Below are 23883 nucleotides of genomic sequence, written 5' to 3'. Positions count from 1 at the left end.
GAACACAGGTCTTGGCAGCTGAAATTATATCGACGGGGGGTGAAACCGACCTGGGCATCTCAGAGGGTGAGGGCGATGCCGACGAAAGTCTGACGGGGGTCGAGGTCCGGGATTGCGAGGTGCCCGTGTCCATGCACGGCTGGCGGCTCGACCGGGCCCTCGCGGCGTTGATCCCGGAATTCTCCCGTTCCTATCTTCAGCAGCTCATGGGCGACGGTGCCGTGGCGTGGCGTGGCGCGCCCGCGCTCAAGCCGTCGGCGAAGGTGTCGGTGGGAGACCGTTTGCAGGTAGAGCTGCGCCCGACGCAGCAGACCATGGCGTTCGTGGCGCAGCCCATGGCGCTGGAGGTGGTGTTCGAAGACGCGGACCTGCTGGTGATTCACAAGCCCGCAGGTCTCGTGGTGCACCCGGCGGCCGGTCACTGGAGTGGCACCTTGCTCAACGGCTTGCTGGCGCATCATGCTGGCGCATCCGCGCTGCCGCGGGCCGGCATCGTGCACCGGCTCGACAAGGACACTTCGGGCCTGATGCTCGTGGGCAAGAGCCGCCAGGCCGTGGAGGCGCTGGTGCGCGCCATTGCCGCTCGTGAGGTGCATCGCGAATACCTGGCGCTGGCGCAGGGTCGCTGGAAGGGGCCGGCCGAGCTGGATGTGGAGCAACCGGTGGGGCGCGATCCCCACAACCGCTTGCGCATGGCCGTGCTGCGGCCGGAGACCACGGGGGCCAAGTCCGCCCGCACGTCGATCCGGCTGCTCGACGGGACCGACCAGGCCTGTCTGGTGGCCTGCAAGCTGCACACCGGGCGAACCCATCAGATTCGCGTGCACCTGACCTGGCTCGGGCATCCGCTGGTGGGTGATGCGGTGTATGGCGGACGAACTCTCTTCGGCATGGAACGCCAGGCCTTGCACGCTGCGCGGCTGCGGTTGGCTCACCCGGTGTCGGGCGCACCACTGGCTTTCGCCTGCGAACCGCCCGCTGATATGGGCCAGGCCATCGCTGCGGCCGGGCTCCATTACAATCCGGCTCAGCTGGGGTGACTTGATCCCGGTGTCCAGCGGCCCGCCCTCGGGCCCTGTTGCGATTTCTGGTCGTTCCCACAGCCCACCCGGATGGTCCTCCTCGACCCCTCCCGTGCTGCTGTTGTCCGCCGCGGGCCTGATGAGCCCTGCAGACCTTGTCCGCAACTTCTTGCCCCTTGACCGACAACCGGTTTTTTTAGGCACCAGCGATGAACACCACGGATGCCAGGCGCGTCCTCGAAACGGCCTTGATTTGCGCACCCCAGCCGCTCTCCGTGAGAGAGCTCGGGGTGCTGTTCGACATGGAAGTCGCTCCCGACACGATCAAGACCCTGCTGACTGATCTCCAGACCGAATGGACCGGGCGCGGCGTCGAACTGGTGCAGGTGGCCACCGGCTGGCGTTTTCAGAGCCGGCCCGAGCTGCGACCATTCCTGGACCGTTTGCATCCTGAAAAGCCACCCAAGTACACGCGCGCCGCGATGGAAACCCTGGCCATCATCGCCTATCGCCAACCGGTGACCCGTGGCGACATGGAGGACATCCGTGGCGTGACGATCAATTCCCTGATCATCAAGCAACTGGAAGACCGCGGCTGGGTGGAAGTGATCGGGCACCGCGAAACGGTGGGGCGGCCCGCTCTGTTTGCGACCACGCGCCAGTTTCTCGACGATCTGGGCCTTTCTTCCCTGGATCAGCTGCCGCCACTGGATGGCAGCGAGGTGCAGGAATCGGCGCTGGATCGACTCGACTTTGAATCTCTCGCCAGCGGAATGGCTGAGCCACCTGCTGGCGAGTCTTTAACCGTGGGTGAAGACACCCCCGACACCGCCGGCGAACCGGCGATCCCCGTCCCGACCCGGGACGAACCACAGGACGACCATGACACCGGCGCAACCCCCTCACAACCCGATTGAACCGTCCAGCAGCGACGCAGGCGCTTTGCCCGCTGAGCCCACCACGGACTCAACGCCCAAGACGGCTGCGAGCCCGTCGCCTGTGAAAGGGGAGGGGCAACCACAGGCCTTGCGTTTTGACGACGTGGTCAGCGGCGCATTTGACGCCGAGCAAGAGCAGGAACTGCCCTTGCCGACCAAGCGGGTGCTGCAACCCGAGGCCGAGTCGCCCAAACTGCACAAGGTGCTGGCACAGGCTGGCATGGGTTCCCGGCTGGAAATGGAGCAACTGATTCTGGAGGGGCGCATCTCGGTCAACGGCGAGCCGGCCCACATCGGTCAGCGCATCCAGTTCGGCGACAACATCAAGGTCAACGGCAAGCCGGTGCGCGTGCGCATCGCTCCGCCGCCCCCTCGCGTGCTGGCCTATCACAAGCCCGCGGGCGAAGTGGTGTCGCACGATGACCCGCAAAACCGGCCCACGGTGTTTCGCCGCCTGCCGCGTCTTTACCAAGGCAAGTGGCAGTCAGTGGGTCGACTCGACCTGAACACCGAAGGCCTGCTGCTGCTCACCGACTCGGGCGAGCTCGCCAACCGGCTGATGCACCCGCGATTTGGCCTGCAGCGCGAGTACGCGGTGCGGGTGCTGGGTGCCCTGTCCAACGACGAAAAGCAGCGCCTGCTCGACGGCGTGCGGTTGGACGATGGCGAGGCCCGTTTCGACAGCATCGAAGACGGCGGGGGTGAGGGCGCCAACTGCTGGTACCGCGTGACCATCGGCGAAGGTCGTAACCGGGAAGTGCGGCGCATGCTCGAAGCCGTGGGCCACGCCGTGAGCCGTTTGATCCGCATCCGCTATGGCGCCATGATGTTGCCGCGCGGGCTCAAGCGCGGTGTCTGGCTGGAGCTCGACCAGGGCGACATTGACCGCCTGACGGCGGCGGCCGGTGTCTACCAGCGCACAGAGCGCCCGGTCGGCAAGGCCACGCCAGGGCGTGGCAAGAAGCAGGGGCCACAGGGTGGACGCAACTACGGCAATCCGGCGGGCAGCCGGGGGGAGGCGCCTGCCGTGCGCCGCGGCAGCATGTTCGACACACCCGCGAGCAAAGGCAAGGGCGGCAAGGGGCAGGGCGCGGGCGGTGGCCAGCCCGACCCCTTGAAAACCTCTCTTGGCTACATCGGCCAGGACGCTTTGCAGCGCCAGCGCGAACAAGGCACCGGCCGTGGCGGTCCCAGCGGTGGTCGCCGCCGGGGTGGCAGCGGTGGTGGTGGCCGTTCCGGAGGCCGCTGACCGCTAGGTTGCCACTCAGGCGCATCATTGTTTTCGCTCTGGGCAATGTAGAATCAAGAGCTTTGCCACCCGCGCAAGAATCGTTTTTATTCCATAAATTCAAGGATCACCATGGCCATCGAACGCACTCTCTCCATCATCAAGCCCGACGCCGTCGCCAAGAACGTCATCGGCCAGATCTACGCCCGTTTTGAAGCCGCTGGCCTGAAGGTGGTGGCCGCTCGCATGGCGCACCTGTCGCGCGGCGAAGCCGAGCAGTTCTACGCGGTTCACAAAGCCCGTCCTTTCTTCAAGGACCTCGTGGATTTCATGATTTCCGGCCCTGTGATGATCCAGGCACTGGAAGGCGAAGGCGCCATCCTCAAGAACCGCGACCTGATGGGCGCCACCGATCCCAAGAAGGCCGAAGCAGGGACCATCCGTGCCGACTTCGCTGACAGCATCGACGCCAACGCCGTGCATGGCTCCGACGCTCCCGAAACCGCTGCCGTGGAAATTGCCTTCTTCTTCCCCGGCATGAACGTTTACTCGCGCTGATCGGCGCGGGGCCACCATGCCATGACGGTCAACCTCCTCGACTTCGATCTTGAGGGCCTGACCGCCTTTTGCGAGCAGCTGGGCGAAAAGCGCTTTCGCGCCGTCCAGTTGTTTCGCTGGATTCACCAGAAGGGCGCTTCGCGCTTTGACGAGATGAGCGATCTCGCCAAGAGCCTTCGCGAAAAGCTGCCCTCGGTCTGCACCATCACGGGCTTGCAGGTGCTTTCCCGTCAGGACTCATCCGACGGCACGATCAAGTGGTTGTTCGATGTGGGTGGCGGCAATGCGGTGGAAACCGTGTTCATTCCCGAAGATGACCGTGGCACGCTCTGCATTTCCTCGCAGGCCGGATGTGCCGTGGGTTGCCGTTTCTGCTCCACCGGTCATCAGGGTTTTTCGCGCAACCTCACCACAGGTGAGATCGTCGCGCAGTTGTGGCACGCCGAATTTTTCCTGCGTCAGCACCTGAAGACAACCGAGCGGGTCATCTCCAACGTGGTGATGATGGGCATGGGTGAACCGCTGCAGAACTACAGCGCATTGGTGCCGGCGTTGCGTGTGATGCTGGACGATCATGGCTACGGCCTGTCGCGCCGACGGGTGACCGTCTCGACCTCGGGTGTCGTGCCCATGATTGACCGCCTGGCCGGCGACGTGCCGGTTGCGCTGGCGGTTTCGTTGCATGCCCCCAACGATGCGCTGCGCGACTCGCTGGTGCCGCTGAATCGAAAATACCCATTGTCTGAATTGCTCGACGCTTGCCTTCGTTACCTGCCGGCGGCACCGCGTGACTTCATCACTTTCGAATACTGCATGCTGGACGGGGTCAACGACCAGCCAGAACACGCCGAGCAGCTGCTGGCATTGCTCAAAGGCCATGGCGGCAAAGGTGTTCCCTGCAAAATCAACCTGATACCCTTCAACCCGTTTCCGGATTCCGGTCTGAAATGTTCACCCCGCCCAGTGGTCCAGGCCTTCGGGCAGATCCTCATCGCGGGGGGGATCGTGACGACCGTGCGCAAGACGCGCGGTGATGACATCGATGCAGCCTGCGGACAGCTCGCCGGCGACGTGATGGACCGAACCCAGGTGGCCAAGCGGCGAGCCGCGGCGCAGCCTATCCGCTTTTTGAAGTCAGCCAAGGAAAAACAGGAATGACACACGCCTCCCCGATCCGCTTCAAGGCCCAACCGGATCGTCAGACCCGGTCTGATGGTGCGCCTCTGATGGGTCTTTCTGTGGAGGTCCGTTGGTCGCTGTTGCTGCTTCTCGCCGTGTTGTTGTCGGTGCTGTCGGCTTGCGCGAGCGGTCCCGGGACCTCGACCTCCAACACGGCGCAACCGCTCACCGAGTCCGATGAACCCGAGGCGCAAAAGCGCGCCCGCATTCGCCTCGAACTGGCGACCGGCTACTTTGAACAAGGTCAGACTTCGGTGGCGCTGGATGAAATCAAGCAGTCACTCGCCGCGTTCCCAGGTTATGGCCCTGCTTATGTGCTTCGCGGGTTGGTCTACATGCGGATGAATGAACCGGGTCAGGCCGAAGACAGCTTCCGTCGCGCCTTGCAGATCAACGAGCGCGACCCCGATGCGTTGCACAACTACGGCTGGTTTGTTTGCCAACAGGGTCGCCATGCCGAGGCGGTTCAGCTGTTTGTCCGCGCGCTGGCCAGCCCGGTTTACGGCGGTCAGGCCAAGACGCTCATGGCCAAGGGTGTGTGCCAGGTTCGAATGGGCCAGTTCGCCGAGGCCGAAGGCAGCTTCGCCCGCTCCTATGAGCTGGATGCGGCCAACCCCATCACCGGCTACAACCTGGCGTCACTGCTGTACAAGCGGGGTGACGACAAACGCGCGCAGTTTTACATCCGTCGCCTGAACAACTCCGATTTGGCCAATGCCGAGTCGCTGTGGTTGGGTATCAAGGTCGAACGTCGCATGAACAACCCCCAGGCGGCCGACCAGCTCGCGCAGCAGCTGCTGCGCCGGTTCCCGCGTTCGCCGGAGTACGCCTCCTATCAGCGGGGGGCGTTCAATGAGTGAGTCGGTGGTGCCGGATGCAGTTGGTGAAACGGCCTGGACCCGGCCCGAGCTCCTGCGCCAGTCAAGGGAGGCGGCTGGGTTGCACATTGCGGCCCTGGCGGCCGCGCTGAAAGTCCCTGTCAAGAAGCTGGATGCTCTGGAAGCCGGGCGCTATGAGGAGCTGCCGGACATGACGTTTGCCCGCGCACTGGCCTCCAGCGCCTGCCGCCAGCTCAAGATCGATCCTGCGCCTGTTCTCGAGCAGATCCCCACGGGGCGCACGCCGATGCTGGGTGACTCGTCGCACACCATCAACGCCCCTTTCAGATCGCCCCGCGGATCGTCACTGTCTCTGCAGCCCTCGGAATGGTTGCGGCGTCCGGCGGTGTTGGTGGCCGGGGCGCTGGTGATGGCTGCCGTGGCGCTGATGTACATGCCCGACTGGCGGTCGACAGTGGACAACGTCTCGGGTGCGGTGACCCGCCTGTCCGACACCTCTGTAGCGACGACCTTTGAAAACAGGACATCCACCACGGAAGTTGTTCCTCTGTCACCGGGCGCCCCAGTCACCAGCGATGCGCCGGTGGTGTTGACGCCACCGTCCTCGGTGGTGACGCCAAGTGTCGACGCTTCCGTGGCTGCTCCCCCTGCCTCCGTTGACAGTGAGGGTCTTCTGAGCATCAAGGCCAACGGCGATTCGTGGGTCGAGGTGGTGGATGGCCGAGGTGTGTCACAGGTGCAGCGCATGCTCAAGACGGGTGACGTTCTCAGCTTTTCGGCCTCGCCGCCCTATTCGGTGGTGCTGGGCAGGGCCGACGCGGTCGAGGTCACCGTTCGTGGGCAGGCCTTTGACGTCGTGCCTTATGCGCGCAACAGCGTGGCGCGGTTTAAGGTGAAATGACCATGACGTCAGATCGCTCCATCGTGGGGTCTCAGGCCGGCCTGAACGGTCCCATCGCCATCAGTGCCCCACGTGTTCGCCAGAGCCGCCCCGGCGTGGTGGCTTGGCAATCGCACCGTGTCACGGTCGGCGGCGGTGCGCCCGTGCGCGTGCAGTCCATGACCAACACGGACACCGCCGACGCGATCGGTACCGCCATTCAGGTCAAGGAACTCGCCCAGGCGGGCTCCGAGCTGGTTCGCATCACCGTCAACAACGACGATGCCGCCAAGGCGGTACCACACATCCGCGAGCAGCTCGATCGCATGGGCATCCACGTCCCGCTGATCGGCGATTTCCACTACAACGGTCACCGTTTGTTGACCGACCACCCGGCCTGCGCCGAAGCACTGTCCAAGTACCGGATCAACCCCGGGAACGTCGGTCGCGGGGACAAGGGTGACAGGCAGTTTGCCCAGATGGTCGAGATCGCCGCGCGCTGGGACAAGGCCATCCGCATTGGCGTGAATTGGGGCAGTCTCGACCAGGATCTGCTGGCGCGGCTGATGGACGCCAATTCTGAGCGGGCCGAGCCTTGGGACGCGCGCCAGGTGATGTACGAGGCACTCATCACGTCGGCGCTGGATTCTGCCCGGCGGGCCGAAGAGATCGGCCTGAACCGGAACAACATCATGCTGTCGTGCAAGGTCAGCGGCGTGCAAGACCTGATCGCGGTCTACCAGGCGCTGGCCCAGCGCACTGACCATGTGCTGCACCTGGGTTTGACCGAGGCCGGCATGGGGACCAAAGGGGCGGTAGCGTCCGCGTCGGCGCTGGCCGTTCTGTTGCAGCAGGGCATTGGCGACACCATTCGCGTGTCGCTCACGCCGCAACCCGGCGAGGCACGGACCCAGGAGGTGTTGATCGCTTCCGAAATCCTGCAGGCGCTGGGGTTGCGAGCCTTTGTGCCCAGTGTGACGGCGTGTCCGGGCTGTGGCCGCACGACCAGCACCACCTTTCAGGAGCTGGCCAAGCAGATCGACGACTACCTGCGCAGCTCCATGCCCGCCTGGCGCGAGCGTTACCCCGGCGTCGAGAACATGAAGGTGGCGGTCATGGGCTGCATCGTCAACGGCCCCGGCGAGAGCAAGCACGCCGACATCGGCATCAGCCTTCCCGGCACGGGCGAGGCCCCGGCGGCTCCGGTGTTCATCGACGGCCAGAAGGCACTGACCTTGCGGGGCGATCGCATCGCCGCCGAGTTCCAGTCGGTCGTAGAAAACTACATTGAAAAGAGGTTTGGCGTCACTGCCTGACCCTCAGCGTGGCGATGAAGCCGCGCCTTCACAAGACAAGCATCCATGGCCGAGAAATTGAGCGCCGTCAAAGGCATGAACGACATTGCACCTCCCGTGTCCGCGCACTGGGAGTGGCTGGAAGAGACCCTGCGCGCGCTGATGCGCCGCTATGGCTACCGCAACGTGCGCACGCCGATCGTCGAACCCACGGCCTTGTTCGTTCGTGGTCTGGGCGAAGTGACCGATATCGTCGAGAAGGAGATGTACTCCTTCGAAGACCGTCTCAATGGCGAACAGCTGACGCTGCGCCCTGAAAACACGGCAGGTGTCGTGCGAGCGGCGGTAGAGCATTCCATGTTGTACGACGGCGGCAAGCGCCTGTATTACATGGGCCCGATGTTTCGCCACGAGCGCCCGCAACGCGGGCGCTACCGCCAGTTCCACCAGTTTGGTGCCGAGGCCCTGGGCTTTGCCGGGCCGGATGTCGACGCCGAGCTGATCGTGCTGGCCTGCGACCTCTGGGCCGAGCTGGGCTTGGAAGGCATCGAGCTGGAGATCAACAGCCTGGGCCAGCCGGCCGAGCGACAGGCGCACCGCGCGGCACTGATCAGCTACCTGGAATCCCACGCCGACCTGCTGGACGAAGACGCCCGACGCCGCCTGCACAGCAACCCGCTGCGCATCCTGGACACGAAAAATCCCGCCATGCAGGCGATGGTGAACGGTGCACCACACCTCATGGCTTTTTTGGGACCCGAGTCGCTGGATCACTTCAACCGCCTGCGGGCGCTGCTGGATGCGCAGGGCATCGCCTACCGCATCAACCCGCGCTTGGTGCGCGGCATGGACTACTACAACCTGTCGGTGTTCGAGTTCGTCACCACGCAGCTCGGCTCGCAGGGCACGGTGTGTGCCGGGGGGCGTTACGACGGCCTGTTTGAACAGATCGGCGGCAAGGCCGCGCCGGCGGTGGGTTGGGCTTTGGGCATGGAGCGCATTCTGGAGCTGCTGAAAGAGCAGGGCCGCCTGCCAGAGCCGGTGGTACCCGACGCCTACGCCGTGGTGCCGGACGTGGCGGCCCTGCCGGTGGCCATGCGGCTGCTGCGCGAGCTGCGCCATCAAGGCGTGAGCGTCACCATGCACGCCGGTGGCGCTGATGGCATGGGCAGCATGAAGTCGCAGTTCAAAAAGGCCGATGCCAGTGGCGCGCGTCATGCTCTGGTGTTCGGCGCGCAGGAGCTTGAGCAAGGCATGGTGGCGGTCAAGCCGCTGCGCGGCACCCGCGACGGCGATGTGGGGCAGCAGCTCCAACCGCTGAACAATGCCTCCGCCTGGGGCGTCTCGCTGCGCGGCGACTGAGCCTCTCCGGACCCCACCACCTACAATCGGCCGAAGCAATCTCCCCGGACACCCATGGCGAAACATCTCGATCTCGAAGAGCAGGAACAACTTGACCAGCTCAAACACTTCTGGGCCCAGTACGGCAACCTCATCACCTGGTTGCTGATCGCGGTGCTCGGCGGATTCGCCGCCTGGAACGGATGGAACTACTGGCAGCGCACCCAGGCCACCAAGGCCGCTGCCCTGTTCGACGAAATCGAGCGGGCATCCGGTGCCAAGGATGCCGAAAAGATCGAGCGCGCGCTGGCGGACATGAAGGACCGCTTCGGAGGCACCAGCTATGCCGCTCAAGGCGCCTTGCTGGCGGCCAGGAGCCTGTTTGAGGCGGGCAAGCCCGATGGCGCCAAAGCGGCGTTGGCCTGGGTGGCAGAGAAGTCCAGCGATGAGTCCCTCCAAGCCGTGGCGCGTCTGCGACTTGCGGGTGTGCATCTGGAAGCCAAGGCATTTGACGAGGCGCTGAAGGTGCTGGAGGCCCCTATGCCGAAGGCTTACGAACCGCTGGCCGCCGATCGCCGTGGCGATGTGCTCATGGCTCAGGGCAAGGGCGACGATGCCAAGGCCCAGTACCAGAAGGCCTGGGACGGGCTGAGCAACCGCAATGAGTACCGGCAACTGGTGCAAGTGAAACTGGCGGCGCTGGGCGTGGACGTGTCCCCGGCGCCTGTCTCCACCGAGGCGGCGCGTTGAGCGCCATGAACAAAATGATCCAGTTTGGCCATGTGCGCGTGATGGGTGGTGTGGTGGCCATGGCGGCCGCGATGTTGCTGGCGGCGTGTTCGTCAGGTCCCGTCAAGATGAAGCCGGCCGAACTCGCCCCTGCGGCCAACCGCGCGAGCGCGCAACTGATCTGGTCAACCCAGATGGGCCCCTCGTCACCGTCGATGGCGCCGTTGGCGCACCAGGGGAGGGTGTACCTCACGGGTTCCAAGGGCACCGTCGCCGTGGTGGATGCAACGTCAGGGCGCGATGTCTGGCGCTTGAACCTGGGCACATCGCTGTCCACGGGCGCGGGATCTGATGGTCAGACGACGGCAGTGGTGACCCAGGGCAACCAGTTGATTGCCATGGCCGATGGCCGAGAAAGCTGGCGGGTGCAGCTTTCCGCCGCTTCGTTCACGGCGCCGCTCGTGGCGGGGCGCCGTGTGTTTGTGCTGGCGGCCGACCGCAGTGTCATGGCTTTTGACGCGCAGAATGGCGCGCGGTTGTGGACCCAGGCCCGTCCCGGGGAGCCGTTGGTGTTGCGTCAGTCGGGTGTGCTGTTGGCTGTGGGGGACACGCTGGTGGCGGGGTTGTCGGGTCGTCTCGTGGGGCTGAACCCCCTGAATGGCACGCTCCGCTGGGAAGTTCCGATCGCGAATTCGCGCGGCACCAATGAAGTGGAGCGCCTGGTGGATCTGGTGGGCTCCGTGAGCCGGGTCGGCAACACGGTGTGCGCCCGCTCTTTCAACTCGGCGGTGGGCTGTGTGGACACCGACACAGGCCGCTTGCTCTGGAGCAAGCCCGCACAAGGTGTGACGGGCGTGCATGGTGACGAGCAGTATGTTTTTGGCAGCGAAACCGACGGCCGCCTGATGGCCTGGCAACGTGTCAAAGGGGATCGTGGCTGGGAGGTTGATCGCCTGAAATTCCGCGAACTGACGGCCCCGCTGGCCTTGGGTCGCCTGCTGGTTGTGGGCGACGGCACCGGGCTGGTGCACCTCTTGTCGCGGGAAGACGGCAGTGAGTTGACCCGTCTCACCACCGATGGCTCGCCCATCTTGGCCTCACCTGTGCTGTCGGGCCCCGCGTTGGTGGTGCAGACGCTCAACGGCGGCGTCTTTGCGTGGCGCTCGCAGTGATATTTGCTGAAGAACACAGGCTTTCTGCGTTCCTGAACGAAAGTCTATTTCCGTGAAACCCGTTATCGCCCTGGTGGGGCGGCCCAATGTGGGCAAGTCCACCCTGTTCAATCGACTGACCAGCACCCGCGACGCGATCGTTGCGGATTTCGCAGGCCTCACCCGTGATCGCCACTACGGCAACGGGCATGTGGGCAAGCGCGAGTTCATTGTGATCGACACCGGTGGGTTCGAGCCCACCGCCGAGTCCGGCATCTACAAGGAAATGGCCAAGCAGACCCGTCAGGCTGTGGCCGAGTCGGACGTGGTGATCTTTGTGGTGGACGCCCGCGCTGGCATCAGTGCTCAAGACCACGACATCGCCAAATACCTGCGTCGGTTGGGCAAACCCACGGTGTTGGTGGCCAACAAGGCTGAGGGCATGACGCAAGGCCTGCAGCTGGTGGAGTTCTTTGAGCTCGGTCTGGGTGAGGTGTTGCCAGTGTCGAGTGCGCATGGACAGGGCGTGCGCTCCATGCTTGACGCAGCACTTGAAGCCATACCCGGCTTGGCCGATGAGGACGACGAAGCTGAAGAAGAGGACACCAGTGTCATCCGTCTGGCGGTGGCGGGGCGGCCCAATGCGGGCAAGTCCACCCTGATCAACGTGTGGCTGGGCGAGGAGCGGCTGGTGGCATTCGACATGCCAGGCACCACCCGCGATGCGATCTCGGTGCCGTTCGAAAAGGATGGCCAGAAGTTCGAGCTGATCGACACCGCCGGCTTGCGCCGCAAGGGCAAGGTGTTTGAGGCGATCGAGAAGTTCTCTGTGGTCAAGACGCTGCAGGCCATCGAGAGCGCTCACGTTGTCCTGCTGCTGCTGGATGCCACCCAGGGCGTGACGGATCAGGACGCACACATCGCGGGCTTCATTCTGGAGAGTGGGCGTGCCGTGGTGCTGGCGATCAACAAATGGGACGCTGTGGACGCCTACCAGCGCGAACAGATCGAACGCCAGATCGAAACCCGGCTGGCGTTCCTGAAGTTCGCCTCGCTGCACCTGATTTCGGCGAAGAAACGTCAGGGTCTGGGCCCGGTGTGGAAATCGATCATCCAGGCGAGAACGTCGGCCATGCGCAAGATGTCCACGCCGGTGCTGACGCGCCTGCTGATGGAGGCCGTGGCTTTCCAGGCGCCGACCCGGGGCGGCATGTTCCGTCCCAAGATGCGCTACGCTCATCAAGGAGGCATGAATCCACCTGTGATCGTGATTCACGGCAACTCGTTGCAGCACGTGCCTGATGCGTACAAGCGTTTCCTTGAAGGACGCTTCCGCAAAGCCTTTGATCTGGTGGGAACACCGCTGCGCATCGAGTTCAAAACCGCGGACAACCCCTTCAAGGATGCGGATTGAGCTTCGCCAATCCCTGCAGACTGGCAGGCGTGTGGTATGGTTCACGCCCTAACAACTTCTTTTGAACACGGAGCATATCGTGAGCAATAACAAAGGCCAGCTCTTGCAAGATCCTTTCCTGAACCAGCTTCGCCGGGAACATGTGCCCGTGTCGATCTACCTGGTCAACGGCATCAAATTGCAGGGTCAGATTGAATCGTTTGACCAGTATGTCGTGCTGCTGCGCAACACCGTCACGCAAATGGTTTACAAGCACGCCATCTCCACCATCGTGCCGGGCCGTCCGGTGCAGTTCACTGCCGTCGGTCCGGACGAAGCCGCAGCCTCTTGATCGGGGCGCCGCTCCTGATGGGCGGGTGCCGCATGGGCCATGCCCTTCATCCTATCGGGCGGATCTGAATTGAATCCCTCCGCATCCATTGCATCTTCCACCCCATCGGTGATCTTGGTGGGCGTGGATCTGGGTGGCCCACATTTCGACCGTGGTCTTGAAGAACTGGGTTTGCTTGCGCAAACGGCTGGTTTTAAAGTCGCCGATAGGGTGAGCTGCAAGCGCCGGGCGCCCGATCCAGCATTGTTTGTAGGTTCTGGAAAAGCGGAAGAAATCCGGATGCTGGCTCAGTCCACGGGCGCCAGCGAAGTTCTGTTCGATCAGGCGCTCAGTCCGGCCCAGCAGCGGAATCTTGAGCGGGAGCTTGGTTTGCCCGTCAACGACAGGACCTTGCTGATTCTTCAGATATTTGCCCAGCGTGCCCGCAGCCATGAAGGCAAATTGCAGGTGGAGCTGGCCCGGTTGCAGTATTTGTCGACCCGGCTCGTCCGCCGCTGGACCCACCTGGAGCGCCAGAGCGGCGGTATCGGCATGCGCGGCGGTCCGGGTGAGACGCAGATCGAGCTGGATCGACGCATGATCAATGACGCGGTCAAGCGAACCAAAGAGCGGCTGGAAAAGGTCAAGAAGCAGAGAGCCACCCAAAGGCGTCAGCGGGAGCGTCGTGAGGCGTTCACGATTTCGCTGGTGGGCTATACCAATGCCGGCAAGTCGTCGATATTCAATGCGTTGGTCAAAGCCCGTGCCTACGCGGCCGACCAGCTGTTTGCGACGCTGGACACCACGACACGCCAGTTGTACCTCGGTGAAGCGGGGCGTTCAGTTTCGTTGTCGGACACCGTGGGGTTCATTCGCGACCTGCCGCACGGACTGGTGGATGCTTTTGCGGCCACTCTGCAAGAAGCGGCGGACGCCGATCTGCTGCTGCATGTGGTGGATGCTTCCAACCCCGCCCATCTCGAGCAGATCGCGTCGGTGATGGGTGTCCTGAAGGACATTGGTGCCGACCAGGTTCCGCAGATCCTGGTGTTCAACAAGCTTGACGCCATGGATCCCGCCAGCCTGCCCTTGACGCTGAGCGACTCCATGGAACTCGGTGGGCAGAGCGTGCCTCGTATCTTCGTCAGCGCTTTGAACGGATCCGGTTTGCCGGACTTGCGATCGCTGTTGTCTTCGGTCGTTCTGGCTGAGAGGCCGGTCGATGCCCTTCCGGATGACGAGCGTGACTTGACCGGTGCGCAAGACATGCCCCCTGGAATGGGCACAATGTGATGGTTTTGATTCGAAAGAAGAGTTGGCAATCCATGGATGTGAATCTGGAATCCCCACCCGGTGGCGCGAGCAGCAACAAATCGTCAGGCTGGCTTCGGCGCCTGCTCGGCATGTTCAATCTGAATGATCCGCGTTGGGGCCGTGACGAGCCTGCGCGTGGTGAAAACGAGCCCAAGGCGGGTGCTGAACCCGGGCGTGACGATGAGCCCCGGCAACCAACGCGCGGCCAACGCCCGCCGCAAGGACCGAATCAAGGACCACCCGATCTGGACGAGCTCTGGCGCGACTTCAATCGCAAGCTCGGAGGTTTGCTGGGTGGCAAAGGCGGTGGATCGGGCCGGGGTGGCAATGGTGGCGGTACGCCCGGTTTCAACCCCAGCCCCAAGTCTGCGGGCATTGGAGCCGGATTGATTGCCGTTGTGGCATTGCTGATCTGGCTGGGCACCGGCTTTTTCATCGTGCAGGAAGGCCAGCAGGCCGTGATCACGCGATTCGGCAAGTTCAGCAGCACGGCAGGCGCCGGTTTTCGCTGGCGTTTGCCGTACCCGATCGAGCGCCACGAAACGATCTTCGTCACCCAGCTCCGCTCGGTCGATGTGGGGCGTGACGCCATCGTGCCCGCCACCGGCCTTCGCGAGTCGTCGATGCTGACGGCCGACGAGAACATCGTCGACATCAAGTTCGTGGTCCAGTTCCGCCTCAATGACGCGCGGGCCTACCTTTTCGAGAGCCGTGACCCGGATGCGGCCGTGCTCAAGGCCGCTGAGACCGCCGTTCGTGAAGTGGTCGGCAAGATGAAGATGGACGCTGCCCTGGTGGAAGAGCGTGATCAGATTGCGCCACGTGTGCGGGCACTGATGCAGACCATTCTGGACCGTTACAAGGTCGGGGTCGTCGTCGAAGGCATCAACCTGACCCATGTGAGGCCGCCCGAACAGGTGCAGGCCGCATTCGATGACGTGTTGAAGGCCAGCCAGGAGCGCGACCGGGCCAAGAACGAGGCTCAGGCCTACGCCAATGACGTGGTGCCGCGGGCTCGTGGTGCCGCATCGCGCCTGAGCGCAGAGGCCGAGGGCTACCGCGCCCGCATCGTCGGGCAGGCCGATGGCGATGCCCAACGTTTCCGTTCTGTGCTGGTTGAGTACCAGAAGGCGCCGCAGGTGACGCGGGATCGCATGTACACCGATTCGATGGCTCAGGTGTATTCGAACGTGACCAAGGTCATGGTCGATACCAAGGCCGGCTCCAACCTCCTGTATCTGCCTCTCGACAAGATCATGCAGATGACTGCACAAGGTGGCGCGGCCGCTGCGCCCGCAAGCTCCGCACCGACCAGCAGTGCGCCATCACCCGTGGCACCGACCACCAGCACGACCAACAACGCCCGCTCGCGCGAGCGTGAGAGCCGCTGAAGCGCGGCCCACGAAGAGACCCACACATGAACAAGCTTGGCTTCATTGCCACCTCCATCCTGGTGGCCCTGGCGTTTCTGAGCGCCACCTTTTTTGTCGTGGACCAACGCCAGTTCGGCGTGGTGTTCCAGCTCGGTGAAATCAAGAAGGTCGTGACCGAACCTGGTCTGGGCTGGAAGATTCCGCTGGTGCAAAACGTGTCGTACATCGACAAGCGCCTGCTCACGCTGGAAAGCAGTGACACCGAACCCACCTTGACGGCTGAGAAGCAGCGCGTCGTGATCGACTGGTATGTGCGCTGGCGCATCAGTGAGCCGCAGCAGTACATCCGCAACGTGGGTTTGAATGAGAGCGCTGGAGCGCTGCAGCTCAACCGCGTGGTTCGCAACTCCTTTCAGCAGGAGGTGAACAAGCGCACGCTCAATGAGTTGCTGTCCACCCGCCGCGAGCAGCTGATGGAAGATGTGAAGCGCGAGGTGTTGTTGGCTGTCAAGGGCGCTGAACAGCCCTGGGGCATGGACGTGGTCGATGTGCGCATCACGCGCGTGGACTACGCCGAGAGCATCACCGCGTCGGTTTACCAGCGCATGGAAACCGAGCGCAAGCGCGTGGCGAACGAGCTGCGATCCACGGGTTTCGCCGAGGGTGAAAAGATCCGTGCCGATGCCGATCGCCAGCGTGAAGTGATTCTGGCCGAGGCCTACAAACAGGCGCAGACCATCAAGGGCGAGGCCGATGCCAAGGCAGCTGGTCTCTATGGCGAGGCTTTTGGGCGTGACCCAGCGTTTGCGCAGTTCTACCGCAGCCTGGAGGCCTACAAGGCCAGCTTTGCGGGCAAGTCCGACGTGATGGTCATCGACCCGTCGTCTGATTTCTTCAAGGCCATGCGCAGCAGCAACGTTGCTCGCTGAGTGGACACGTCGCTTGCCGATGTGTTCTGGCCAGCGCTCGCGCTGGTCCTGGTGTTTGAAGGCTTGATGCCTTTCCTCGCGCCTGGCGCCTGGCGCCGCATGTTCAGCGAGATGCTGAAGCTGAACGATGGCCAGGTTCGTTTCTTCGGACTCGTCTGCCTGCTCGCCGGCGCGCTGCTCTGGTGGGTGGCCTGAGTGCTGTCCGCCGGGGCGGTCCTGCCGTCCCGGTAAAATCACGTTTTTAACAGCCCCCCACAATGCCCATGTCTGCCTGGGTCCTCCCGGATCACATTGCCGATGTCTTGCCTTCCGAGGCCCGCCACATCGAAGAACTTCGCCGGGGCTTGCTGGACACAGCCCGAGGCTACGGCTACGAGCTGGTCATGCCGCCGCTGGTCGAACACCTGGAATCGCTCCTCACCGGCACCGGCGAAGCGCTGGATCTCATGACCTTCAAGCTGGTGGATCAGCTCTCGGGTCGCACGCTGGGCCTGCGCGCCGACAGCACGCCACAAGTCGCTCGTATCGATGCCCATCTGCTCAACCGCCAGGGTGTGGCCCGTCTGAGCTACTGCGGCCCGGTGGTGCACACACGCATCGACCGCCCGCTCGCCAGCCGAGAACCACTGCAGTTCGGCGCCGAGATCTATGGTCATGCCGGACTGGAGGCCGACCTGGAGGTGGTGGAGCTGGCGCGAGCCTGCTTGCGCCACGCCGGGGTGCACACCCTCTTGCTGGACCTGGCCGATGTGCGCGTGATTGACGCCGTGCTGGCCTCCGTGCAACTGGATGCAGAGCACACACGCCAGATCCATGCGGCGCTGGCGGGCAAGGACGCGGCTGCGTTGCAGGGCTTGTCTCAGCATTTGCCCGAGCGCGTGCGCAGCGATCTGTGTGCGTTGCCCGGGCTGTTTGGTGGAATCGAGGTGCTGGCGGAGGCCCGCACCCGGCTGGCCCCCTCGGTGGCCCTGCACACTGCGCTGGACGATCTGGTCTGGCTGGCCAGCCAGGCGCAAGGGCAGGGCATGAACGTGTCGATTGACTTGGCGGACCTGCGGGGATATGCCTATTACACCGGCATGCGTTTCGCGGTGTTTGCCCAAGACACGCAAGGTGCGGCAACCGAATTGGCCCGTGGTGGGCGCTACGACGAAGTGGGCGCGGTGTTTGGGCGAAAGCGCCCCGCCGTGGGGTTCAGCCTCGACATCAAGGAGTTGGTGTCGGCCGTGGCCCCACGTCCCTTGGTCGCGGCCATCCGTGCGCCCTGGGGCATGGCGCCTGGACTGCGTCGGTCGGTGGCCGCCTTGCGAGCCGAAGGCCACACCGTGGTTTGCGTGCTGCCCGGCCATGAACACGAAGTCAACGAATTCCACTGCGACCGCGAACTGGTGGCCGATCCGGCCCATGCGGATGCCTGGACAGTGAAATCTCTTTAAACGGAAACAAGCAATGAGCAAGAACAGCAGCGCCACCCCGGGGCGCAACGTGGTGGTCGTGGGCACGCAGTGGGGCGATGAAGGCAAAGGCAAGCTGGTGGACTGGCTGACCGAGTCTGCCCAGGGCGTGGTTCGCTTTCAGGGCGGCCACAACGCTGGCCATACCCTGGTCATCAACGGCGTGAAGACAGCGTTGCACCTGATTCCCAGCGGCATCATGCGCGCCGGTGTGAAGTGTTATGTCGGCAATGGCGTGGTGCTCTCCGTGGGCAAGCTGTTCGAGGAAATCGCCGGACTGGAGAAAGCCGGCGTTGAAGTCCGCTCGCGTCTGCGAGTGTCCGAAGCCTGCCCGCTGATCCTGCCGTTCCACGCCGCCATCGACATTGCGCGCGAGGCCGCCAAGGTCAAGGCCGGCACCGAAAAAATCGGCACCACCGGGCGGGGTATCGGCCCGGCCTATGAAGACAAGATCGCCCGCCGCGCCCTGCGCGTGCAGGACCTGAAGTACCCCGAGCGCTTTGCCGCCAAGCTGCGCGAATTGCTGGCGCTGCACAACCACGTGCTCACGACCTGGCTGCATTCGGCCGACATGGTCTGGGACGAGAAGCTGGCGTCTTACATGAAGGACGGAGAAATCCAGTTCGAACCGGTCTACCACGAGGCCATGGCGCAAGCCGAGTTGCTCAAGCCCATGATCGCCGACGTTTCGCGCGAGCTCAACGACGCCAACGCGGCAGGCGCGAACCTGCTCTTTGAAGGTGCTCAGGGCACGCTGCTCGACATCGACCACGGCACCTACCCGTTCGTCACCTCCAGCAACTGTGTCGCCGGCAACGCTGCCGCAGGTTCGGGCGTGGGTCCCGGCATGCTGCACTACGTGCTCGGCATCACCAAGGCCTATTGCACCCGCGTGGGCGGTGGGCCGTTCCCGACCGAACTCGAGTGGGAGAAGGAAGGCACCCCAGGCTGGCACATGGCGACGGTGGGCGCCGAAAAGGGGGTGACCACCGGCCGCAGCCGCCGTTGTGGCTGGTTTGACGCCGCGCTGCTCAAGCGCTCTGCCCAGGTCAACGGCCTGTCAGGTCTGTGCATCACCAAACTGGACGTGCTCGACGGCTTGAGCGAGCTCAAGCTGTGCACCGGCTACGAACTTGACGGTGAGGTCATCGACATCCTGCCCATGGGCGCGGAAGACATCGCGCGCTGCACGCCGGTGTACGAGACCTTGCCGGGCTGGAGCGAAACCTCGGTCGGCGCGACGCGCTACGAGCAGCTCCCCCTGAATGCGCAGCGTTACCTGACGCGCATCCAGGAAACCACCGGTGTGCCGATCCACGTGGTGTCCACCAGCCCGGACCGCGACCACACGATTCTGCTGAAGCACCCGTTCCAGGCCTGAGCCGCTGCCACTTTGGTGCAGAATGACCCCGACATCCCGACCCCACCCGGAGCCCGCATGCTGACCGAAGACGGTAAACACCTCTACGTTTCCTACGACGAGTACCACAACCTCATCGAGAAGCTGGCGCTCAAGGTGCACCAGTCGGGCTGGCAGTTCGACACCATCTTGTGCCTCGCGCGCGGCGGCATGAGACCCGGCGATGTGCTGTCTCGCATCTTCGACGTGCCGCTGGCCATCATGTCCACCAGCTCCTACCGCGCGGCCGCCGGTACCCAGCAGGGCAACCTGGACATCGCTCGCTACATCACGACCCCCAAGGGCGAAATCGCCGGCAAGGTGCTGCTGGTGGACGACCTGGCAGACTCCGGTCACACGCTCAACGCCGTGATCGGCCTGCTCAAGAACAACTACGCACCCATCACAGAATTGCGCAGTGCCGTGATCTGGACCAAACAGTTGTCCACCTTCACCCCCGACTACTCGGTGGAGTTCTTGCCCACCAATCCCTGGATCCATCAGCCCTTCGAGGGCTATGACAGCATGCGTCCCGAGCAGTTGCTCGAAAAGTGGAAACTCTGATTCCGATGTCAGAGTTATCCACCCGCCTCATTCACCATCCCTATCGCCCGCCCGAGGGCTTTGACGCCGTTGCGCCCGGTGTGCACAAGGCGTCGACCGTCATCTTCCCCAACGTGCACGCCTTGCGCACGCAAGAATGGGTGGACAAGAGTGGCTACACCTACGGTCTGCACGGCACACCCACCACCTTCATCCTCGAAGAGCGCATCGCCACCGTCGAAGGCGGCTCGCATTGCGTGCTGGCGCCCAGCGGCCTCTCGGCCGTGGCGCTGGTGGACATGGCGTTCCTCAAGCAGGGCGAAGAGCTGCTGATCCCCGACAACGCCTACGGCCCCAACAAGGCCTTTGCCAACGTCGAGCTGGCCGCTTGGGGCATCACGCACCGTTGCTACGACGCGCAGAACCCGGCCGACCTGGCCGCCAAGATCGGCCCGGCCACGCGGCTGGTGTGGCTCGAAGCGCCGGGCTCCATCACGCTCGAGTTTCCCGACCTGCCCGCGCTGGTGGCCGTCGTGAAACAGGCCAACGCCCACCGGTCCAGTGAGCGACCCATCCTGACGGCCCTCGACAACACCTGGGGTGCGGGCATTGCCTTCAATGCGTTCGAGCTGGGTGCCGACATCTCCATGCAGGCGCTCACCAAATACCCCAGCGGTGGCGCCGATGTGCTGATGGGGTCGGTCGTGACGCGCGACCACGCCCTGCACCACCAGTTGCTCCTGACGCACATGCGCCTGGGCCTCGGGGTCAGCGGCAATGACACGGAGCTCGTGCTGCGCGGCCTGAACACCATGGCACTGCGCTACGCCGCACAAGACACCACCACGCGCGAACTCGCGACCTGGATGCAGGGGCAATCCGGCGTGGTGCAGGTGTTGCACCCGGCCTTGCCCGGATCACCGGGACATCACACCTGGCAACGTGATGCGAAGGCTGCCGCGTGTCTTTTCAGCGCCGTCTTCGACGAGCGTTTCAGGCAGGCTCAGATCGACGCTTTCTGCGATCAACTGCAGCTGTTCAAGCTTGGCTGGAGCTGGGCCGGCCCCATCAGCCTGTGCGCGCCCTACAACATTTCCTCCATCCGCACCCAGGAGTGGCCGCACAAAGGCGGCCTGGTGCGCTTCGCGATCGGGCTTGAAGCCGTCGAAGACCTGCGCGCCGATCTGGCCCAGGCGCTCGCCACGCTGAACGCCTGATCTCCCTTCCTGAACCATTTGAAAGACTGACTTGGCCACTCCCAACTACGGATACGAAAAACGCCAGCGCGAACTTGCCAAGAAAAAGAAGAAGGAAGAGAAGCTGCGAGCCAAAGCCGCTGGCAAGCCGCACGACGATGCAAGCGAGGGCAACGACGCGGAGAGCCCTGCGGACGCGCCCTCCCCAGAAGGCAATAACGAGCCTGGCTCCACCGCCTGACCACTCGAGGTGGCAGGTTGCCGGGCACGTTCCTTGGCGACCCGATCAGCTGGAGCGGTTGGAGGTCCTTCGGATCGAAGGTCGGGCGGACGACCTGACGGGCTTGGTCAGACAGGTGATGCGATCAAGTGGGCGGCTGCATCGCGGAGCGCATCACCGGAGCGGTTGATCAGCTCGCAGCGCTGCGCCTGCCGGTAGCACTTGAAATTTCGCTCGATCGACGCCGCGTACATCGGGTCATAGTGTTGCGTCAGCAACTCCAGAACAACCTCGGGTGTCTGGCCCGATCGCACCCGTGTGGTCCAGGCCTCGACCACCGCCTTGCCGCGCAGCTCGGTGAGTGCTTCCAGCCGCTGGCAGAAGTGCTCACTGTCTTTCACAAAGAAATCGTAGTCCTCCAGCAGAAGCGCCACGCGCTCGTCATCTGACAGAACGAGGTCGATGCAAGGGCTTTCGCGCATGGTGTCGATCAATGCGTCCGGCACGCGCACATTTCCGACCTTCTTGCTTTCGCTTTCGACGAACACCGGTCGCGCCGCGTCGAACCCGCGCAGCGCGTCCCAGATCAGGCTGTCGAAACGTTTCTGGCTGGGCTGAGGCACACCGGGGATGTGACCCAGCACCGAACTTCGGTGGTTGGCCAGGGCTTCGAGGTCGAGCACCTGTGCCCCTTGCGCCCTGAGTGCTTGCAGCAAGCGTGTCTTGCCGCTGCCGGTGGGGCCGCAGACCACGCGGTAGTGGAGTCTCCGGGCCTGCGCTGGAATGTCTTCCACCAGTGCGGCCCGCCAGGCCTTGTAGCCACCCTCGATCAAGGTCACCTGAAAGCCGATGGCACCGAGGATGGTCGCGAGTGCGCCACTGCGGTTGCCACCGCGCCAGCAGTAGACCAGCGGCTTCCAGGTGCGAGGTTTGTCGATCACCTCGCGCTCGATGTGAGCCGCGATGTTGCGCGCCGAAAGCGCTGCGCCACGCTTCTTGGCTTCGAAGGCGTTGACCTGCTTGTACATGGTGCCGATGGTGATCCGCTCGGCATTGTTCAGCGTGGGCCAGTTGACGGCACCGGGCACATGGTCGAGCGCGTGCTCGTCTTCGGTGCGGGCGTCGATGATGGTGTCGTAATCGCCGAGCTGTTGGATGGCGGCGGCTGCGGGCAGGGTGTGGACGGGCATGCCCGATTATCGTTTCGGCAACATGGGCGCCAGCACCGCCCAGACGTTGTTGGCCAGCGTGGGCTGGGCCGCCTCGTTGGGGTGAATGCGGTCTTCCTGAAACAGCAGGGTCGGGTCGGCCAGATCGGCCACGCCCTTGAGCAGGAAGGGCACCAGCGCTGCCTTCTCGGCGGTCGCCACCGTCTTGAACACCTCGCGGAAGTCTTGCGTGTACTTGCCGCCGTAGTTGGGCGGCACCTGCATGCCGACGATCACCACGCGCGCACCCGCCTCACGCGAGAGGCGCGCCATGGCGGTGAGGTTGTCGCGTGTCATGGTCAGCGGCAGCCCGCGCAGCGCATCGTTGGCACCCAGCTCAAGGACAACGATGGCCGGTTTGTGCAGCTTGAGCAGCGCGGGCAGGCGTGAACGCCCACCCGATGAGGTGTCGGCGCTGATGCCGGCGTTGACCATGTGGGCGGGGATGCGTTCCTTCACCAGTCGTTGTTGCAGGATCTGCACCCAGCCGCTGCCGCGCTTGAGGCCGTATTCGGCGCTGAGGGAGTCACCCACCACCAGCACGGCCGCCGACTTGCTCGCCGTCTGGGCGCTGGCCAATGACCCCGTCGAGGCGAGCAGGGAGAGCAGGGCGTTAAAGTGACGACGTTTCAACTGAGAGCCTTTCAAGGCGAAAACGATGCCGGATGACATGATTGTGGTGAAGCAGGTGTTCAAATCGGTCACCGACTCCACGGGCACGCTGACCATTTTGCGCGATATCGACTTTTCGCTGCGCCGTGGGGAGACCGCCGCCATCGTTGGCGCGTCGGGTTCGGGGAAAAGTACCCTGTTGTCCATCATCGCCGGCCTGGACACGCCCACCAGCGGAACCGTGCTCATTGACGGGGTTGACCTTTTTGCGCGCAACGAAGACCAGCGGGCTGCCTTGCGGGCGGAAAAGCTGGGGTTCGTTTTCCAGAGCTTCCAGTTGCTGGGCAACCTGAGCGCGCTGGAAAACGTGATGCTGCCGTTGGAACTCGTGGGCCGGCGCGACGCCCGCACCGCCGCCACCGCCATGTTGCAGCGCGTGGGCCTGGGCGAGCGCCTGGGGCACTACCCCAAGGTGCTGTCGGGCGGCGAGCAACAGCGCGTGGCGCTGGCGCGGGCGTTTGTGGTGAAACCGGCCGTGCTGCTGGCCGATGAACCCACGGGTAGCCTGGACTTCGCGACGGGTGAGAAGGTGATGGAGCTGATGTTCGAGCTCAACCGCGAGCAGGGCACGACGTTGGTGCTCGTGACCCACGACCGGGCCATCGCGCAGCGCTGCGAGCGCCGCATCGTCATCGAAGCAGGGCAGGCCTCCGAGGCTGAACAGATGCCAGCCTGAGGCGCAGCCAATCCC

25 protein-coding genes are annotated in these 23883 nt (G+C 64.0%); 23 read left to right on the top strand and 2 right to left on the bottom strand.

Features of this window, described 5'->3' with window-relative positions:
• Positions 1-11 precede the first annotated feature (11 nt).
• The 22 genes from IM738_RS09455 (at position 12) to IM738_RS09350 (ending at position 21333) form a co-directional block, all read left to right on the top strand.
• Positions 12-1040: an RluA family pseudouridine synthase gene (locus tag IM738_RS09455; RefSeq protein ID WP_236965618.1), complete on the top strand. Its 1029-nt coding sequence runs from the start codon at positions 12-14 to the stop codon at positions 1038-1040.
• A 191-nt stretch (positions 1041-1231) separates the two neighbouring features.
• Positions 1232-1939 carry an SMC-Scp complex subunit ScpB gene (gene scpB / locus IM738_RS09450; protein WP_236965617.1) on the top strand — a complete coding sequence of 236 codons (708 nt, stop codon included), beginning with the start codon at positions 1232-1234 and terminating at the stop codon, positions 1937-1939.
• Positions 1905-3209, top strand: coding sequence for a pseudouridine synthase (locus IM738_RS09445; RefSeq protein ID WP_236965616.1), 1305 nt, complete (start codon positions 1905-1907; stop codon positions 3207-3209). The genes scpB and IM738_RS09445 overlap by 35 nt, the downstream gene beginning before the upstream one ends.
• 111 nt (positions 3210-3320) lie before the next feature.
• Positions 3321-3746 (top strand): nucleoside-diphosphate kinase, encoded by a 426-nt coding sequence (ndk, locus tag IM738_RS09440; protein ID WP_236965615.1) that lies wholly within the window; start codon positions 3321-3323, stop codon positions 3744-3746.
• 21 nt (positions 3747-3767) lie between these two features.
• Positions 3768-4904 (top strand): 23S rRNA (adenine(2503)-C(2))-methyltransferase RlmN, encoded by a 1137-nt coding sequence (gene rlmN / locus IM738_RS09435; protein WP_236965614.1) that lies wholly within the window; start codon positions 3768-3770, stop codon positions 4902-4904.
• Complete coding sequence (gene pilW / locus IM738_RS09430; protein ID WP_236965613.1) at positions 4901-5785, top strand: type IV pilus biogenesis/stability protein PilW; 885 nt, start codon at positions 4901-4903, stop codon at positions 5783-5785. Before rlmN ends, pilW begins: the two co-directional genes overlap by 4 nt.
• The gene (locus IM738_RS09425; protein ID WP_236965612.1) at positions 5778-6665 is read left to right on the top strand and encodes a helix-turn-helix domain-containing protein; all 888 of its coding nucleotides are present in this window, start codon (positions 5778-5780) and stop codon (positions 6663-6665) included. Before pilW ends, IM738_RS09425 begins: the two co-directional genes overlap by 8 nt.
• A 2-nt stretch (positions 6666-6667) precedes the next feature.
• A complete protein-coding gene (gene ispG / locus IM738_RS09420) occupies positions 6668-7960 on the top strand; it encodes a flavodoxin-dependent (E)-4-hydroxy-3-methylbut-2-enyl-diphosphate synthase (protein ID WP_236965611.1) in 1293 nt (430 codons plus the stop codon).
• Between the two features lie 45 nt (positions 7961-8005).
• Positions 8006-9301 (top strand): histidine--tRNA ligase, encoded by a 1296-nt coding sequence (gene hisS / locus IM738_RS09415; protein ID WP_236965610.1) that lies wholly within the window; start codon positions 8006-8008, stop codon positions 9299-9301.
• 54 nt (positions 9302-9355) lie between these two features.
• Positions 9356-10030 carry a YfgM family protein gene (locus tag IM738_RS09410; RefSeq protein ID WP_236965609.1) on the top strand — a complete coding sequence of 225 codons (675 nt, stop codon included), beginning with the start codon at positions 9356-9358 and terminating at the stop codon, positions 10028-10030.
• 59 nt (positions 10031-10089) lie between these two features.
• Positions 10090-11181, top strand: coding sequence for an outer membrane protein assembly factor BamB (bamB, locus tag IM738_RS09405; protein WP_236965608.1), 1092 nt, complete (start codon positions 10090-10092; stop codon positions 11179-11181).
• 52 nt (positions 11182-11233) lie between these two features.
• Entirely contained in the window at positions 11234-12574 is a 1341-nt protein-coding gene (gene der / locus IM738_RS09400; RefSeq protein ID WP_236965607.1) for a ribosome biogenesis GTPase Der, read from the top strand.
• Between the two features lie 61 nt (positions 12575-12635).
• Positions 12636-12905 (top strand): RNA chaperone Hfq, encoded by a 270-nt coding sequence (hfq, locus tag IM738_RS09395; protein ID WP_077330557.1) that lies wholly within the window; start codon positions 12636-12638, stop codon positions 12903-12905.
• 108 nt (positions 12906-13013) lie between these two features.
• The gene (gene hflX, locus IM738_RS09390; protein ID WP_236966282.1) at positions 13014-14177 is read left to right on the top strand and encodes a GTPase HflX; all 1164 of its coding nucleotides are present in this window, start codon (positions 13014-13016) and stop codon (positions 14175-14177) included.
• 32 nt (positions 14178-14209) lie between these two features.
• A complete protein-coding gene (hflK, locus tag IM738_RS09385) occupies positions 14210-15589 on the top strand; it encodes an FtsH protease activity modulator HflK (protein ID WP_442908501.1) in 1380 nt (459 codons plus the stop codon).
• A gap of 26 nt (positions 15590-15615) precedes the next feature.
• On the top strand, positions 15616-16500 hold the full coding sequence (gene hflC / locus IM738_RS09380; RefSeq protein WP_077330554.1) for a protease modulator HflC: 885 nt from the start codon (positions 15616-15618) through the stop codon (positions 16498-16500).
• Positions 16501-16695, top strand: coding sequence for a DUF2065 domain-containing protein (locus IM738_RS09375; protein ID WP_236965606.1), 195 nt, complete (start codon positions 16501-16503; stop codon positions 16693-16695).
• A 68-nt stretch (positions 16696-16763) separates the two neighbouring features.
• Complete coding sequence (locus tag IM738_RS09370) at positions 16764-17936, top strand: ATP phosphoribosyltransferase regulatory subunit (RefSeq protein WP_236965605.1); 1173 nt, start codon at positions 16764-16766, stop codon at positions 17934-17936.
• Between the two features lie 13 nt (positions 17937-17949).
• Positions 17950-19335: an adenylosuccinate synthase gene (locus IM738_RS09365; RefSeq protein ID WP_236965604.1), complete on the top strand. Its 1386-nt coding sequence runs from the start codon at positions 17950-17952 to the stop codon at positions 19333-19335.
• Positions 19336-19392: 57 nt separating this feature from the next.
• Positions 19393-19917 (top strand): phosphoribosyltransferase, encoded by a 525-nt coding sequence (locus tag IM738_RS09360; protein WP_236965603.1) that lies wholly within the window; start codon positions 19393-19395, stop codon positions 19915-19917.
• 5 nt (positions 19918-19922) lie between these two features.
• Positions 19923-21113: a PLP-dependent transferase gene (locus IM738_RS09355; protein WP_236965602.1), complete on the top strand. Its 1191-nt coding sequence runs from the start codon at positions 19923-19925 to the stop codon at positions 21111-21113.
• Between the two features lie 31 nt (positions 21114-21144).
• Positions 21145-21333 (top strand): hypothetical protein, encoded by a 189-nt coding sequence (locus IM738_RS09350; RefSeq protein WP_236965601.1) that lies wholly within the window; start codon positions 21145-21147, stop codon positions 21331-21333.
• Positions 21334-21440: 107 nt separating this feature from the next.
• Here IM738_RS09350 and mnmH read toward each other — a convergent pair whose 3' ends face one another.
• Positions 21441-22502, bottom strand: a complete 1062-nt coding sequence (gene mnmH / locus IM738_RS09345) for a tRNA 2-selenouridine(34) synthase MnmH (protein ID WP_236965600.1) — start codon at positions 22500-22502, stop codon at positions 21441-21443.
• A gap of 6 nt (positions 22503-22508) precedes the next feature.
• Positions 22509-23153, bottom strand: a complete 645-nt coding sequence (locus IM738_RS09340) for an arylesterase (RefSeq protein ID WP_236965599.1) — start codon at positions 23151-23153, stop codon at positions 22509-22511.
• Between the two features lie 37 nt (positions 23154-23190).
• On the opposite strand from IM738_RS09340, the gene IM738_RS09335 reads away from it, so the two are divergent.
• Positions 23191-23868 carry an ABC transporter ATP-binding protein gene (locus IM738_RS09335; RefSeq protein ID WP_236965598.1) on the top strand — a complete coding sequence of 226 codons (678 nt, stop codon included), beginning with the start codon at positions 23191-23193 and terminating at the stop codon, positions 23866-23868.
• Positions 23869-23883: the final 15 nt, after the last annotated feature.

The organism is Hydrogenophaga sp. SL48 (genome assembly GCF_021729865.1).
In the GTDB taxonomy this organism is placed as follows: Bacteria; Pseudomonadota; Gammaproteobacteria; order Burkholderiales; family Burkholderiaceae_C; genus Hydrogenophaga.
The sequence above is the reverse complement of the archived record's forward strand: the minus strand, read 5'-3'. Positions and strand labels throughout refer to the sequence as shown.

Excerpts from the sequence above, each read along its gene's own strand:
- scpB (WP_236965617.1), top strand. The coding sequence starts at position 1,232 with ATGAACACCACGGATGCCAGGCGCGTCCTCGAAACGGCCTTGATTTGC.
- IM738_RS09445 (WP_236965616.1), top strand. The coding sequence starts at position 1,905 with ATGACACCGGCGCAACCCCCTCACAACCCGATTGAACCGTCCAGCAGC.
- ndk (WP_236965615.1), top strand. The coding sequence starts at position 3,321 with ATGGCCATCGAACGCACTCTCTCCATCATCAAGCCCGACGCCGTCGCC.
- rlmN (WP_236965614.1), top strand. The coding sequence starts at position 3,768 with ATGACGGTCAACCTCCTCGACTTCGATCTTGAGGGCCTGACCGCCTTT.
- pilW (WP_236965613.1), top strand. The coding sequence starts at position 4,901 with ATGACACACGCCTCCCCGATCCGCTTCAAGGCCCAACCGGATCGTCAG.
- IM738_RS09425 (WP_236965612.1), top strand. The coding sequence starts at position 5,778 with ATGAGTGAGTCGGTGGTGCCGGATGCAGTTGGTGAAACGGCCTGGACC.
- ispG (WP_236965611.1), top strand. The coding sequence starts at position 6,668 with ATGACGTCAGATCGCTCCATCGTGGGGTCTCAGGCCGGCCTGAACGGT.
- hisS (WP_236965610.1), top strand. The coding sequence starts at position 8,006 with ATGGCCGAGAAATTGAGCGCCGTCAAAGGCATGAACGACATTGCACCT.
- IM738_RS09410 (WP_236965609.1), top strand. The coding sequence starts at position 9,356 with ATGGCGAAACATCTCGATCTCGAAGAGCAGGAACAACTTGACCAGCTC.
- bamB (WP_236965608.1), top strand. The coding sequence starts at position 10,090 with ATGGCGGCCGCGATGTTGCTGGCGGCGTGTTCGTCAGGTCCCGTCAAG.
- hflK (WP_442908501.1), top strand. The coding sequence starts at position 14,210 with ATGGATGTGAATCTGGAATCCCCACCCGGTGGCGCGAGCAGCAACAAA.
- hflC (WP_077330554.1), top strand. The coding sequence starts at position 15,616 with ATGAACAAGCTTGGCTTCATTGCCACCTCCATCCTGGTGGCCCTGGCG.
- IM738_RS09370 (WP_236965605.1), top strand. The coding sequence starts at position 16,764 with ATGTCTGCCTGGGTCCTCCCGGATCACATTGCCGATGTCTTGCCTTCC.
- IM738_RS09365 (WP_236965604.1), top strand. The coding sequence starts at position 17,950 with ATGAGCAAGAACAGCAGCGCCACCCCGGGGCGCAACGTGGTGGTCGTG.
- IM738_RS09360 (WP_236965603.1), top strand. The coding sequence starts at position 19,393 with ATGCTGACCGAAGACGGTAAACACCTCTACGTTTCCTACGACGAGTAC.
- IM738_RS09355 (WP_236965602.1), top strand. The coding sequence starts at position 19,923 with ATGTCAGAGTTATCCACCCGCCTCATTCACCATCCCTATCGCCCGCCC.
- mnmH (WP_236965600.1), bottom strand. The coding sequence starts at position 22,502 with ATGCCCGTCCACACCCTGCCCGCAGCCGCCGCCATCCAACAGCTCGGC.
- IM738_RS09335 (WP_236965598.1), top strand. The coding sequence starts at position 23,191 with ATGATTGTGGTGAAGCAGGTGTTCAAATCGGTCACCGACTCCACGGGC.